The 13,882-nt window shown below is 52.1% G+C and carries 9 protein-coding genes; 1 reads left to right on the top strand and 8 read right to left on the bottom strand.

Annotated features, from left to right (window positions below; translation table 11 throughout):
- Positions 1-23 precede the first annotated feature (23 nt).
- The gene (locus AC6CHM_RS07260; protein WP_498172516.1) at positions 24-935 is read left to right on the top strand and encodes a metallophosphoesterase family protein; all 912 of its coding nucleotides are present in this window, start codon (positions 24-26) and stop codon (positions 933-935) included.
- 26 nt (positions 936-961) lie between these two features.
- Here AC6CHM_RS07260 and AC6CHM_RS07265 read toward each other — a convergent pair whose 3' ends face one another.
- The 8 genes from AC6CHM_RS07265 to putA all read right to left on the bottom strand — a co-directional run bounded on the left by AC6CHM_RS07265 (position 962) and on the right by putA (position 13,814).
- Positions 962-1,576: a hypothetical protein gene (locus tag AC6CHM_RS07265; protein ID WP_337354456.1), complete on the bottom strand. Its 615-nt coding sequence runs from the start codon at positions 1,574-1,576 to the stop codon at positions 962-964.
- Between the two features lie 178 nt (positions 1,577-1,754).
- A complete protein-coding gene (leuA, locus tag AC6CHM_RS07270) occupies positions 1,755-3,458 on the bottom strand; it encodes a 2-isopropylmalate synthase (protein WP_307279616.1) in 1,704 nt (567 codons plus the stop codon).
- A gap of 301 nt (positions 3,459-3,759) precedes the next feature.
- Positions 3,760-4,704, bottom strand: coding sequence for an alpha/beta hydrolase (locus AC6CHM_RS07275; RefSeq protein WP_498172518.1), 945 nt, complete (start codon positions 4,702-4,704; stop codon positions 3,760-3,762).
- 286 nt (positions 4,705-4,990) lie between these two features.
- Positions 4,991-5,572: an NUDIX domain-containing protein gene (locus tag AC6CHM_RS07280; protein ID WP_498172520.1), complete on the bottom strand. Its 582-nt coding sequence runs from the start codon at positions 5,570-5,572 to the stop codon at positions 4,991-4,993.
- A 24-nt stretch (positions 5,573-5,596) separates the two neighbouring features.
- On the bottom strand, positions 5,597-6,526 hold the full coding sequence (locus AC6CHM_RS07285) for a cation diffusion facilitator family transporter (protein ID WP_498172521.1): 930 nt from the start codon (positions 6,524-6,526) through the stop codon (positions 5,597-5,599).
- 15 nt (positions 6,527-6,541) lie between these two features.
- Complete coding sequence (locus AC6CHM_RS07290; RefSeq protein ID WP_498172522.1) at positions 6,542-8,725, bottom strand: anthranilate synthase; 2,184 nt, start codon at positions 8,723-8,725, stop codon at positions 6,542-6,544.
- Between the two features lie 234 nt (positions 8,726-8,959).
- Positions 8,960-10,639: a formate--tetrahydrofolate ligase gene (locus tag AC6CHM_RS07295; protein ID WP_336439691.1), complete on the bottom strand. Its 1,680-nt coding sequence runs from the start codon at positions 10,637-10,639 to the stop codon at positions 8,960-8,962.
- Between the two features lie 85 nt (positions 10,640-10,724).
- Positions 10,725-13,814, bottom strand: coding sequence for a bifunctional proline dehydrogenase/L-glutamate gamma-semialdehyde dehydrogenase PutA (gene putA / locus AC6CHM_RS07300; protein WP_498172523.1), 3,090 nt, complete (start codon positions 13,812-13,814; stop codon positions 10,725-10,727).
- Between the last annotated feature and the right edge of the window lie 68 nt (positions 13,815-13,882).

Here is a 13,882-nt window from a genome sequence, read left to right on the forward strand (position 1 = left end):
AATAGTCTCATAAAGCTGGAACCATGTTTCGTCTTGCACATATCTCCGATATCCATCTGTCACCCCTGCCAGCGCTTACCCTGCGTGAGCTGATTTCAAAACGTATCACCGGCTATATCAACTGGCGCTCAAATCGCAAAGGCATGATGACAGGTGGCACCTTGGAGGCGCTGACAGATGACCTCCTGACACAGCACCCGGACCATATCGCCGTCACTGGTGACCTGGTCAATCTTGCCTTGGATGAAGAACTCGAAACAGCACAGCGTTGGCTCAAAACGCTGGGTCGGCCGAAGGACGTTTCTGTAGTTCCCGGTAATCATGACGCATATGTTCCAGGTGCGTTGAAAAAGACGCGCCGCTACTGGGAAGCATGGATGCGAGGCGACAAGCAAGCGGCCGAAAACCTGCCTGTCGAATTTCCTTACCTACGCGTGCGCGGCGACGTCGCCCTTATCGGCGTATCTTCCGCACGCGCTACCGCCCCCTTCATGGCAACGGGCGATCTGAGGTCAAAACAGGCAACGAAACTGGCCGAAATTCTTACAGAAACGGGTCAGCGTGGTCTGTTTCGTGTCATCATGATCCATCATCCGCCTATTCGCGGCGCGGCCCCTTCCCATAAGAGATTGCTTGGAATCGGCCTTTTCCAGCGCATTGTCCGTCAGCACGGCGCTGAACTTGTTTTACATGGCCATACCCATCTTGCCACTCGTTACGAAATTAACGGGCCAGGCTGGACCGTTCCCGTCATATGTGTCCCTTCGGCAAGCCAGAGCTTCGCCGGCAGCCATAAGCCACCAGCTGCATATAATCTGTTTACGATCGAAAAAACCAATGTAGGCTGGTCATGCCACATGAAACAACGAAGCGTTATCGATGCCCAGATGACGATCCAAACTATACGTGACGATGACTTGTTAGCAGGAAGCTAGTTTCAAATGGGGTTGACTGGGTTGAACTAGAAGTAGTTCGAAACGCGGTCCCAAAAAAACACCACGAATGCTCCTGATCCAATGGCTGCTCCAATAAGGAACCAGTATGCCGCTGTAATAAATGAACTCAGACGAGATGGTTGTTTGATAGCAGGAATGGTTACCGCAGGCTGCATGGATTGTTCGATCTGCCGTGTTTCTTTTACAGGTTTCGGCTCGATCAACCCGACCCGACTGCCTTCCATCATTTGCCGTCTCTCGACAATTCGCTCGGCAATATAACGCGTTACCGCATCGGCGACAGGTCTTACCTCGGTGGACTCTGCGACGAGAATTCGGCCATTCCTCGTATCGCGAACAAAGCGATATGTACGTCGATCCCGGGCCATGGTGACATGCGACGTGACGTCGATCCATAAGCGCGGCTGCTGGCCTTTTGAAACAGCAAATTGCCACTGCGGATCATCAACTGGCACTTCGTCGAAAACCTCCTGCAAATCCTGGGCAAGAACTTCAATCCGGGCAAGATCAGCTTCTTTCGTATCGGTTAGAACATCGTTCCTATCCGCAGACGCAAGCTGCGCGCCACGCACTGCTTCTGAAAGGCTCAACCTGTCGCGTGGATTCGAATTCTCTTTCATCAATTCCTTCAAGCTGAAAATCGATCGGCGTGTGAACAAAATCCGGGCTCAATTATTAGCAATCATGCCACGCCAATGCACCTGAAACTTGTCAAAACAAGGCCAACCCTTTGACTTAAGCAAAGGATTGGCCCGAATTCATTAGCTGATAAAATTAAGCCGAAAAGGCTCTGTTCTGCTATTTTGCAATAATGCGATTTGCTGCAGAAACAATGCCTTCCAGCGAAGCCGTCACAATGTTCTTATTGATACCGGCCCCAAAGATTTTTCCTGCTGGATGCTCGATTTCCATGTAGCTGATAGCCGCCGCATCTGAGCCATGCTGCAGCGAATGTTCAGAATAGTTCACCACCGACATTTTGAAACCGAGATAATGCGAAAGAGCATCGATGAAGCCATCAACAGGTCCGGTTCCCCTGCCCTCGATACGCTTGGTTTCACCATTGTCGGTTATCTCAGCTGAAAGAATGCGAACACCCTTTCTTTCCGTGTCCGGATAGGTGTGGTGATCGACGAACTTGAGTCTGGCGTTGGGCTGATCGACATAGAGTTCCTGAAAGCGATCATAAATACGCTTGGAAGGCATTTCCTTGCCTTCGCCGTCCGTGATGTTTTGAATATCTTCACGGAACTCCACCTGCATGCCGCGTGGCAGGTTCAACCCGTAATCCGCCTGCAAGATATAGGCGATGCCACCCTTGCCCGATTGCGAATTGATGCGAATAATCGCTTCGTAGCTGCGCCCGACGTCTTGCGGGTCAATCGGCAAATACGGCACTTCCCACAAGCTTTTATTGGCTTGTTTAATGGCCTTCATGCCCTTGTTGATCGCATCCTGATGGGAGCCCGAAAAGGCCGTGTAGACCAACTCTCCAACATAGGGATGCCGTTCCGGAATCACCAATTGGTTGGAATATTCATAGACTTCCTTCATGCGATTAATGTCGGAACAGTCAATTTCCGGATCCACGCCTTGCGTAAACATGTTCAGTGCCAATGTGACGATATCAACATTGCCAGTACGTTCGCCATTGCCGAACAAAGTACCCTCAACACGGTCTGCTCCGGCCATCAGGCCGAGCTCCGTTGCCGCGATGCCAGTTCCGCGATCATTGTGCGGATGCAATGAAACAATCAGATTTTCACGGTTATCCAGCTGACGGCACATCCACTCAATACGATCAGCGTAGATATTGGGCGTCGACATCTCGACCGTAGACGGCAGATTGATAATCAACTTGTTGTCCGGCGTCGGTTTGACGATCTCGGTTACAGCATTGCAGATTTCCAAGGCCACTTCGAGTTCAGTGCCAGTGAAACTTTCCGGCGAATACTCGAACCGGAAGCCACCACCCGCTTTGGCTGCCATGTCAGTAATCATCTTTGCGGCATCGGTTGCGATAGCCTTGATGCCATTTACATCTTTGTTGAAAACCACGCGGCGCTGCAATTCACTGGTGGAATTATAAAAATGGATGATGGGTTTATGCGCACCCTGCAGCGATTCAAATGTACGCGTAATCAATTCCGGACGGCACTGGACGAGCACCTGTAACGAGACATCCGCTCCGGGATTGCCTTCTTCCACACACCAGCGTGCAAAATCGAAGTCTGTCTGCGATGCTGACGGAAATCCGATCTCGATTTCCTTGAAACCCATATCAAGCAACAGCGCAAACATGCGCACCTTGCGATCATGCCCCATTGGATCAACAAGCGCCTGATTGCCGTCTCGCAGATCCACAGAACACCAGATCGGTGCCTTTTCGATGCGTTTGGATGGCCATTGACGATCTTTGAGATCGACGAAGGCATATGGTTCATATTTCTTGGCTGCGTCAGGCATTCCTGCGACAGGTCGGGATGTTATAATGTCAGTCATCTGCTTCTCGTTTCCGGCCAAGTGCGCAGCTGAACTGGCGCAATCATGGCACTATTTTAGGCTTGGAGCTAAAGTTGTAAATGGATAAGGAGCGAGAGCCACATGGCGGTTTCGACCGCCGGACGCTCCTTCAACGAGCCCGGCGATCGCCAATAAGGTCGAGTAGAAGCGGTAGAAGAAAGGCGCGATTGGCCAGCCCTGCAAAGGCAGACTGAGCATTGGACATCTGTGTCGGGCGCATTTTCATGAGCAAACACCTAAACGAGTGTCGGCTCGGATGCAAGAGCTCTTAAGAAAGCCGTTATTTTTTTAGCGAAGCCGTTGCACCAGAAAGCCACTCGCTGACAACTTTCACGTCATCCTTGCCAAGGCCATGGTCAGACTTGATCGAGCGCGCCTCCACACGAGCACCGTGCGAGCGCAACATATCTTCCAGTGCAGGAGCATAAGGGGCATAAAGCTGATCGGATGCGCCAGATACCGTCAGCACCCGGGCCTTGCCCAGATTGGCATCTATAGAGCCCGTCAAGACCGGCATTGAACGCAATAGCACTGCCTGCTTCACGAGGTCCGGATAGAGCATCATGACCGAATTGACGAGATTTGCACCGTTTGAGTAACCAAGAAACGTGGTGCGGTTGATGTCGATCTTATATTTTGATGCAGCTTGGGTGAAGAAACCAGCAAAGGCTTCGGCTTCTGAACGAATATCCGTCTGGTCGAAGCTCACTGGCGACAATCGGCGATACCAGCGATTTGACCCATCTTGGACGACACGGCCGCGAACGGCGAGCAACAAAGCGTCCGGTGCAATTTTCGAGGCGAATGATACCAGGCTGGTTTCATCCTGACCCGAGCCGTGCAAAAGCACCATAGTATCGCCGCTCGGCGTTTCCGGGCGGTAGATACGATATTTAAAGGACATATCCTCATGAAGCGAACCTTCGTTCTGAAATTGAAGTTCGCCTTTCACTGCCTTTTTCAAAATACCTGTACCACCAGTTGCTAGGATGTTGATGGGCTTCAATTTTTCCGGACCCTGGGAGACAACCTTGCCCTTTGTTGGGCAGGCATCCGCGACAACATTCTTGCCCGCATCAGGCTGGTTATCAATATTTGCAGATAAAATTTCGGGCTTGCCCGATTGCAGCTTGTCGCAATCAGCAGTGCTACGTGCATAGGAAGGCTGTGCCAGAACGATCATCGATAGACCAGCAACAAGTGCATAGAAATAAGGTTTACCCATAAGCTAATCCTAGTGTTTAAAGGTTAACTAAATTTGTAAACAGCCGCGGTCGTCCGCTGGCACTGCCATGCGTGTTGGCTATCAATTCCAGCCTCGGAACTGACGCTTTACCAAATGAACTTGTCCCCAACTTCGCGCTTTTAGGCTTGATCCTGCTCGGAGAATTCGCATTGCTGGACGAGGTTTCAACCAGCGCGTCTTCTATGTCAATATAATTGTAACAAAATCATGACGGCTTGAAATATTACGTGACGCAATGTTGCGCGACTGCACCAAAAAGAGCCGGTCAGCGCGATAATTGCTTCAATTTGAGATGCTGGAGCAGGATGATTGTCTTGGCATCGACGATACGCTGTTCGGCAATCATCGTCATGGCTTCATCAAGCGTCACCTCTAGGACCTCAATGTCCTCGCCCTCGTGTTCATGGCCGCCACCGGCGGAAACTTTATCGGTAGGATTATAGATTGCGATAAAGAATGCCAGACGCTCGGTCACGCTGCCCGGACTCATAAACAGATCGAAGACACGCTCAATATCGCGAAGCCGGTAGCCCAGTTCCTCTTCCGTTTCCTTGCGGGCAGTGGTTTCAGCATCATTGTCATCAAGCAGGCCAGCACAGGCTTCAATCAGCATCGGCTCCTGATGGACCACGAAAGCTGGCAGCCGAAATTGCCTTGTCAGCAAAATTGTTCCTCGTACCGGATCATAGGGCAAAACCACCGCCCCATTGCCACGATTATAAACTTCGCGAGTTTGTGTTTCGACAAGCCCGTCACGACGTAAAAAATTATACGTATATTTGGTGAGAGTTCCCCAATTATCTGAAAGAAGCTCGGTCGATTTAACGTGAACCCGGGGTGCATTCATGAGAATTTCAATCCTTTCAACGGATCAGGCAAAAGGAACGGCAGCCGTGCCGATGGGCAGTTTTGCCTCATCTTCTGGCTCGACATGGATCACGACGCTGGCTTCAGGAATGTGGTGCATCAAAGCGTTTTCTATACGGTCGCAAATAATATGCGCATCTCGAACAGACATGTTTGCGTCCACAACAAGATGAAACTCAATGAAGGTCATACGCCCGGCCACGCGGGCCTTCAAATCATGAACCTCCAAGGCACCTCCAGCATTTGCCGATATGATATCGCGGATGCGCATGGTTTCATCCGTAGACACCCCGCCATCCATCAATCCTTGGACGGAATTGCTGATCACGCGCCAGCCCTGCCAGAGAATGTTCACGGCAACGATAATCGCCAACAGCGGATCGAGGATTGTCCATCCGGTCGCAACCGCACCAACGAGACCAATGAACACACCAAGCGATGTCACCACATCCGTCATAATATGCTTGCCGTCAGCAATCAGCGCCGGGGAACGATGCTTGCGCCCGCTTCTAAGTAGCAGCGAAGCCCAAACCGCATTGATCAGTGAGGCCCCGCCATTGATGGCAAGACCGAGCCAAGGTTCATCCAAACTTCTGGGTGTTTCCCAAGCCACCCAAACTTCACGCAAGATGAGCAAGGCAGCCAGAATAATCAGCACCCCTTCGATAACGGCTGAAAAATATTCCGCTTTGTGATGACCGTAGGGGTGATTCTGGTCAGCAGGCTTATGGCTAAGCAGAATTGCCCAGAATGCTGCCAAAGCGGCAACCACATTTACAATCGATTCCAATGCGTCAGAATAAAGCGCTACCGATCCCGTAACATGATAGGCGGCATATTTCAGACCGAGCACGGCAATGCCGATAAAAATCGACCAGAATGCCAACCGGCGAACTGTCGTCTCGCCGTTAACTGCCGAGCGTGTATCTATCATGCTGAATTTCTCGCTCTAAGCCGCTCGTTCCTTCGCACGGCGCGGTAAATGAGCCACGACGTTTTCAATCATGCGCATACCAGCATTGTGCCCCAGTGTCATGATCGATTCCGGATGGAATTGCACCGCTGCAATGGGTTCATGCTTATGCTCGATAGCCATGATGACACCATCTTCTGTTTCAGCTGTCACGATGAAATCATCCGGGAGACGTACCGGATCGGCAAAAATTGAGTGGTAACGGCCCACCGTCACTTCCTTGGGCAGCCCCGAGAAAATCCTGCCTTGTTTGGTGATGCGGATGCGCGAGGGTTTTCCATGCACAGGCACGTGAAGCTGCCTCAGACTTCCGCCATAGGCTTCAGTTAAAGCCTGCAATCCAAGACAAACGCCGAATATTGGCAAGTTGCGTGCACGAGCTTTCTTGATTGTTGCCTTGCAGTCGAAGTCGGTCGGCGTCCCTGGGCCAGGTGATAAAACCACAAGATCTGGCTTGATGCGGTCAAATATCTCTTCCGGCACGGGCGTTCTGACAGTGGTAACAATGGCTCCGGTCTGTCTGAAATAGTTCGCCAAGGTGTGCACGAAAGAATCCTCGTGATCGACCAGCAAAATCTGCAATCCTTCACCGACGCGAGCGACGGCACGCTCTTCAGGAACGATATTGCTCTTATGGGCGTCACGTACGGCCGCTATCATCGCCGATGCTTTCAGTTCGGTTTCGGCCTCTTCCTCTTCCGGTATTGAATCATACAGCAAGGTCGCGCCTGCCCGCACCTGTGCGATGCCGTCTTTGATGCGGATGGTCCGCAGCGTCAGGCCGGTGTTCATATCACCGTTGAAATTGACCATGCCAATGGCACCGCCATACCATGCACGCGGGCTGCGTTCATTTTCCTCAATAAATCGCATCGCCCATAGCTTTGGCGCTCCGGTAACGGTGACTGCCCATGCATGGGAAAGGAACCCATCGAAAGCGTCCATGTCCTCGCGCAGACGGCCTTCAATATGATCAACAGTATGAATCAGGCGCGAATACATTTCGATCTGGCGGCGGCCAATAACGCGAACAGAGCCCGGCTCACAGACACGGCTTTTATCGTTGCGATCGACATCCGAGCACATGGTAAGTTCGGATTCGTCTTTCTTGGAGTTCAGCAGTTTGATGATTTGCTCGGCATCAGCTATGGCATCTTCACCACGTTTGATAGTCCCGGAAATCGGGCAAGTCTCAATGCGGCGGCCGACAACCCGAACAAACATTTCAGGCGAGGCTCCGACGAGATATTCGTTGTCACCTAGATTGATGTAGAACGAATAAGGCGAGGGATTGATCGCCTTCAGCCTTCGCGAAATTACCGATGGCTTGGTTTCGCAACGCTCATAGAAAGTCTGTCCCGGCACGACCTCAAAAAGATCGCCGCGCATGAAACTTTCCTTGGCCTTCTTGACCAATTCCGCATAGACGCCCGGATTATGGTCGCCCCTGCCTGGAATAATGTCGGTAGGTTCAAACGGCTTTTTGGCAGTGTCGCGTGGCAGCCCCTCCGTCGATTTTCCTTCATAAGCATAGTCGTAACGGTCCAGCCAAGCCTTGGCAGCATGGTGATCAACGACCAAAATCTCATCGGGCAAATAAAGCACGATATCGCGCTGATCGTCCGGTCGTTTCAGCTTGTACTCGATCGGGTCAAACTGAAAAGCCAGATCATAGCCGAAAGCACCATAAAGACCGAGATTTGCATCATCTTCGGTAAAGAACAGCGCAACAATGCCGCGTAGAACGGTGAACACCGAAGGAATGCGTGAGCGCTCTTCCTCGGTAAATGCGCGCGTCGGCAACGCAATCTCCAGCTCCAGCTTCGTCTCGCTGGTCGAGCTGATTGTTATTTCCTCAAGCTTTTCCATGGCTTGCTTAATGGGCAGAAGAAGCACTTCACCGCGCTTGTTCAGCCCCTCAATGGTCATGTGCCGTCCATTTGAGGTAATTACAACAGGAGGATCGATGATCGCTGTATCCCACCGCGTATAGCGGCCCGGATATTCATAATTGGAGGAAAAGACCGCGCCACGGCGCTCGTCCAACGCATCAATATAGCTATCAATAGCGCTGGCATAGGCTGTTGCCACCCGCGAACGGGTGATTGTCACCCCGCCCTTTGTATCGAATACTTCCAACTGGCCCTCAATTCTATGCATCGTCAAATCCTTTGTTGCATTCGGCATTCAGGGCAATTCAAGCGGTCAAACAAAAAGGCCGCCCGGAAAACCCGTTGCGGCCCTGTCCTTTTTCACAAACATGCAAAAGGCTGCGCGGCCGCTAAAAGCGAGCCCACCACCAGCCAGTTGAGAAAATGCATGTGTTCATAGCGACGATTGTTATCGTTACATTGGGCCGCTTGCAACTGCAAAAATCACTTGTGCGCCTAAGGTCTAAAATAGGCCCTCGATCAAGCCATCAGCGTTGAGATGAATACGCTCCGCCGATGGAGACTTTGGCAGGCCTGGCATAGTCATGATTTCACCGCATATTGCCACAACGAAGCCCGCTCCAGCCGAGAGCCGCACCTCGCGCACATGCACAACATGATTGACTGGCGCACCGCGTAAATCAGGGTTTGTTGAAAACGAATATTGCGTTTTTGCCATACAAACCGGAAGATGGCCGTAACCTGCCTCCTCCCAGCGGCGCAGTTGGTCACGAACGCTGGCATCGGCGTCTGCTTCTGCCCCGCGATAGATCCGTTTTACAATTGTTTCGATTTTATCAAACAAGGAAAGCTCATCTTCGTAGAGTGGCGAAAATTGTGCCGATCCGCCTTCTGCCAGTGCCGAAACTTTCTGCGCGAGTTCCTCTATGCCTGCCGAACCATGCGCCCAATGCTTACACAACACTGCTTCCGCACCGTGAGCAGCCACAAAAGCTTTGACCGCCTCGATTTCAGCCTCGGTATCCGCAGTAAAATGATTGATCGCAACGATCACCGGCACGCCAAACTGCCGGACGTTTTCCATATGACGCCCGAGATTGGCACAGCCGGATTTAACCGCCACGACATTCTCTTCCCCCAGATCGACTTTGGCAACGCCGCCATGCATTTTCATCGCCCGAACCGTGGCGACAATAACGGCAGCGGCAGGCTTCAAGCCAGCTTTGCGGCACTTAATGTCAAAGAATTTTTCAGCGCCCAGATCCGCGCCGAACCCTGCTTCTGTGACAACAAAATCTGCCAGTTTTAGAGCCGTTGTCGTTGCAACAACCGAATTGCAGCCATGCGCAATATTTGCGAAGGGACCGCCGTGCACGAAAGCTGGATTATTCTCAAGCGTTTGCACAAGATTGGGCTGTATCGCATCTTTTAGCAGAACGGCCATAGCCTTGTCCGCCTTCAGATCCCGAGCATATACAGGGCTTCGATCAAATCTGTAGCCGATGATGATATCGCCAAGACGCTTCTCAAGATCGGCAAGATCAACGGCAAGACATAGGATTGCCATAACTTCCGAAGCAACAGTGATATCAAAGCCGGATTCGCGAGGAAAGCCGTTGGCTACACCGCCCAAGGATGATGCAATGCCGCGCAGGGCGCGGTCATTCATATCCATCACCCGGCGCCACGTGATCCGGCGCGTATCAATATTGAGGTCATTGCCCCAATAGATATGATTGTCGATCATTGCCGCGAGCAAATTATGCGCGGAAGTTATGGCATGGAAATCGCCAGTGAAATGCAGATTGATATCTTCCATTGGGATAACTTGCGCATAGCCACCGCCTGCTGCGCCCCCTTTGGTACCAAAACACGGACCGAGCGAAGCTTCACGGATACAGACGATCGCTTTTTTGCCTATGCGGTTAAGGCCATCGCCAAGACCAACGGTGGTGGTAGTTTTTCCCTCGCCAGCGGGCGTTGGGCTAACGGCGGTTACAAGAATGAGCTTGCCATTCTTCCCCTCCTTCTTGGAGCGGATAAACTCTGCCGACAGTTTGGCCTTGTCATGGCCGTAGGGCACCAGATGTTCCGGCGGAATGCCGATCGTTGCACCAATCTCTAAAATCGTTTTTTTGGTAGCGGAGCGAGCAATCTCAATATCGGACTTGACGGTGGCCATTGACGTTTCCCCAATGTTTAACAACGTCAATAGCATTCTGTACATGAAATGGGGATAGGCCGAACACGCCTATCCCCATTTGCTGCTATTCGCCCATGGCAATAAGGCTGGCATTTCCACCAGCAGCAGCCGTGTTAACGGAAACGACTTGCTCAAGTGCAAACCGCGTTAAATAGGACGGCCCACCAGCTTTCGGCCCGGTGCCGGAAAGACCCGATCCGCCGAAAGGCTGAGTTCCTACAACAGCGCCAATCGTATTGCGGTTCACGTAGATATTTCCAATGTCGAGCCTGTCGATGACTTTCGCGACCGTTGCTTCGATACGTGTGTGCAGCCCGAAGGTCAGGCCATAACCGGTCGACGCAATCTGGTCGAGCACCTTATCCAGATCCTTTGCTTTCCAGCGGACGACATGCAGAACCGGGCCGAATACCTCGCGCTGCAAGGCATCGGCTCTATCCAGTTCAACAATATGTGGCGCAAAGAACAAGCCATCGCTCGGCGCCTCGCCTGCAAAACGAACCTTCTGAGTTTTGCGCATTGCCTCGATGTGATCGCGCAGCATGTTGCGTTGGTCGCGGTCGATAATTGGTCCAACATCAGTAGATGCCAATGCCGGGTCACCGAGAACCAGCTCTTTTGCAGCTCCCTCGATCATATGGAGCATATTGTCCGCAATATCCTCCTGAAGGTAGAGAATACGCAGCGCTGAACAGCGTTGGCCTGCCGAACGGAAAGCTGACATGACGACATCATCAGCCACTTGCTCTGACAGAGCCGTTGCGTCAACGATCATAGCATTGAGACCCCCTGTCTCTGCAATGAGCGGTACAATGGGTCCCTTCTTTGCAGCCAGCGTGCGGTTGATAGCCCAAGCCGTGTCAGTAGAGCCCGTGAAGGCAACCCCGGCGATGTCCACATGAGATGTCAGTGCCGCACCAACCGAACCATCACCCGGTACGAACAGAAGTGCATCTTTCGGAATGCCCGCTTCGTGCAGGATTCTGATCGCCTCATAGGCTATAAGCGGCGTCTGCTCCGCCGGCTTGGCAAGCACACTGTTACCTGCAGCAAGCGCAGCCGTTACCTGTCCCAGGAAAATTGCCAGAGGAAAATTCCACGGGCTGATACACACAAATGCACCGCGTCCCCGGTGGCGAAGCTTATTATCTTCGCCCGTCGGACCAGGCATTATTTTGTCCGCTGCGAACTGGCGGCGGGCCTCAGCAGCATAGTATCGACAAAAATCGACTGCTTCTCGGATTTCTGCAATGCCATCATCAAGAGTTTTGCCAGCCTCCCGCGACAAAAGATCAAGCATTTGATCGCGAGTGCCTTCAAGCAGATCAGCCGCCTTTTCCAGTGCCTTTGCGCGTGTTTCAACCGCAGTGCGAGACCATGAAACAAAGCCCTTGCGTGCAATGCCGACAGCCTTCGCTGCCTCTTCGGCGGTTGCAAAAACAACCGAACCGATTGCTGTACCATTAACCGGAGAAATTACGTCCTGCATCTTTCCCGATGGTTTTCCGTCGATCAAGGGAACGGCCTTGACGCTTTTGGATGCCCTAGCAATGCCCGATAAGAGACCTGCCAATGCTTTCCTGTCGCCAAGTTCGACACCGGCCGAATTTGTGCGTTTGCCGTAAAGTTTCAGAGGCATCGGAATGTTGGGATGACGATAGCCCTTGCCGTCATTCAGCTTCTCGGTAGGACGAACCAGAAGATCGGCAATCGGCACATTATTGTCGCCAACCACCGAAACAAATGAGGAATTTGCCCCGTTCTCAAGCAGACGGCGCACGAGATAGGCAAGAAGATCGCGATATCCACCTACTGGCGCGTATATGCGGCAAGCAATCTTGTCATTCTTTTCGGTGATCTGCTTATAAAGACTTTCACCCATGCCATGCAGGCGCTGAAACTCAAAACCAGTCTTGTCGTCTCCGGCCATTTCCAGAATCATTGCGACTGTTAACGCATTATGGGTCGCAAACTGAGGAAAAATCCGCGGTCGAGCATCAAGCATACGCTTGGCGCAGGCCATATAAGAAGCGTCAGTCGCAGGCTTGCGCGTAAATACTGGATAGTCGGCGAGACCGCGCTCCTGGGCTCGCTTCACTTCAGTATCCCAATAGGCGCCCTTGACCAACCGCACCATCATCTTGCGGTTATGGCGGGCGGCAAGCTTGTCAACGTGATCGATGACCGCGAGAGCACGCTTCTGATAAGCCTGAATGGCAAGGCCGAACCCGTCCCAACCATGCAGTGACGGATCAGCAAAAACGCGGTCAATCACATCCAGAGACAGCTCAAGCCGGTCCGCCTCTTCCGCATCAACCGTGAAGTTCAAATCATAGGACTTCGCCTTTTGCGCCAGAACCAAAAGATCAGGCACCAATTCAGCCATGACCTGATCATGGTGTGTTGCAAGATAACGCGGATGCAGCGCTGACAGTTTGACAGAAATCCCCATACGATCCGGCAACTTCTTATTACCCGTAGCGCGGCCAATGGCATCAATCGCATCTGAATAGGATTTGAAATAGCCCTGCGCATCCTTACGTGTCCGCGCGCCTTCCCCCAGCATATCGAAGGAATGGCGATAGCCCTTGGCTTCGTTTGTACCGGCACGTTTCAAGGCGTCCTTGATGGTTTCGCCCAGTACAAAGTGATGACCAAGATAACGCATAGCCTGTTTGGTGGCGGTGCGAACAGTTGGCAGCCCGATCCGCTTGACCAGTGACGATAATACACCCTCCGGCGTTTCACCTGGCTTGATAACTTTAGCGGAAAGGCCAAGTGCCCAAGCTGAGGCAGAAACGAACCACGTATCGCCGCTCGGCTCATGCTCGGACCAGTGGCCCTGCTTGAGTTTGTCCTCAATCAACTTGTCTTGTGTAGCAGCATCCGGCACGCGCAAGAGCGCTTCGGCAAGCACCATCAAGGCCAAGCCTTCACGCGTCGAAAGTCCGTACTCGCGAAGAAAGTCTTCGACACCGCCAATGCCATTCGCTTCTTTGCGGATCGTCGCGATATATTTACTGGCACGCTCGTCGATACGCCGGTTTACCGGTTCGGAAAGCGCAATGGTGTGCAGCAAATCAGCAACCAATTGCTGATCATCGACAGCATAGGGCGCGGAAAAATCTTGGGTGGATGGCGAATGGTTAGTCATCAGGCTTCCCCTTATTGATTTTTTCCATATAATCTATTCCAGCTGGTTATTCTCACCAATAAAAACAG

The organism is Phyllobacterium sp. GQ127 (genome assembly GCF_059758635.1).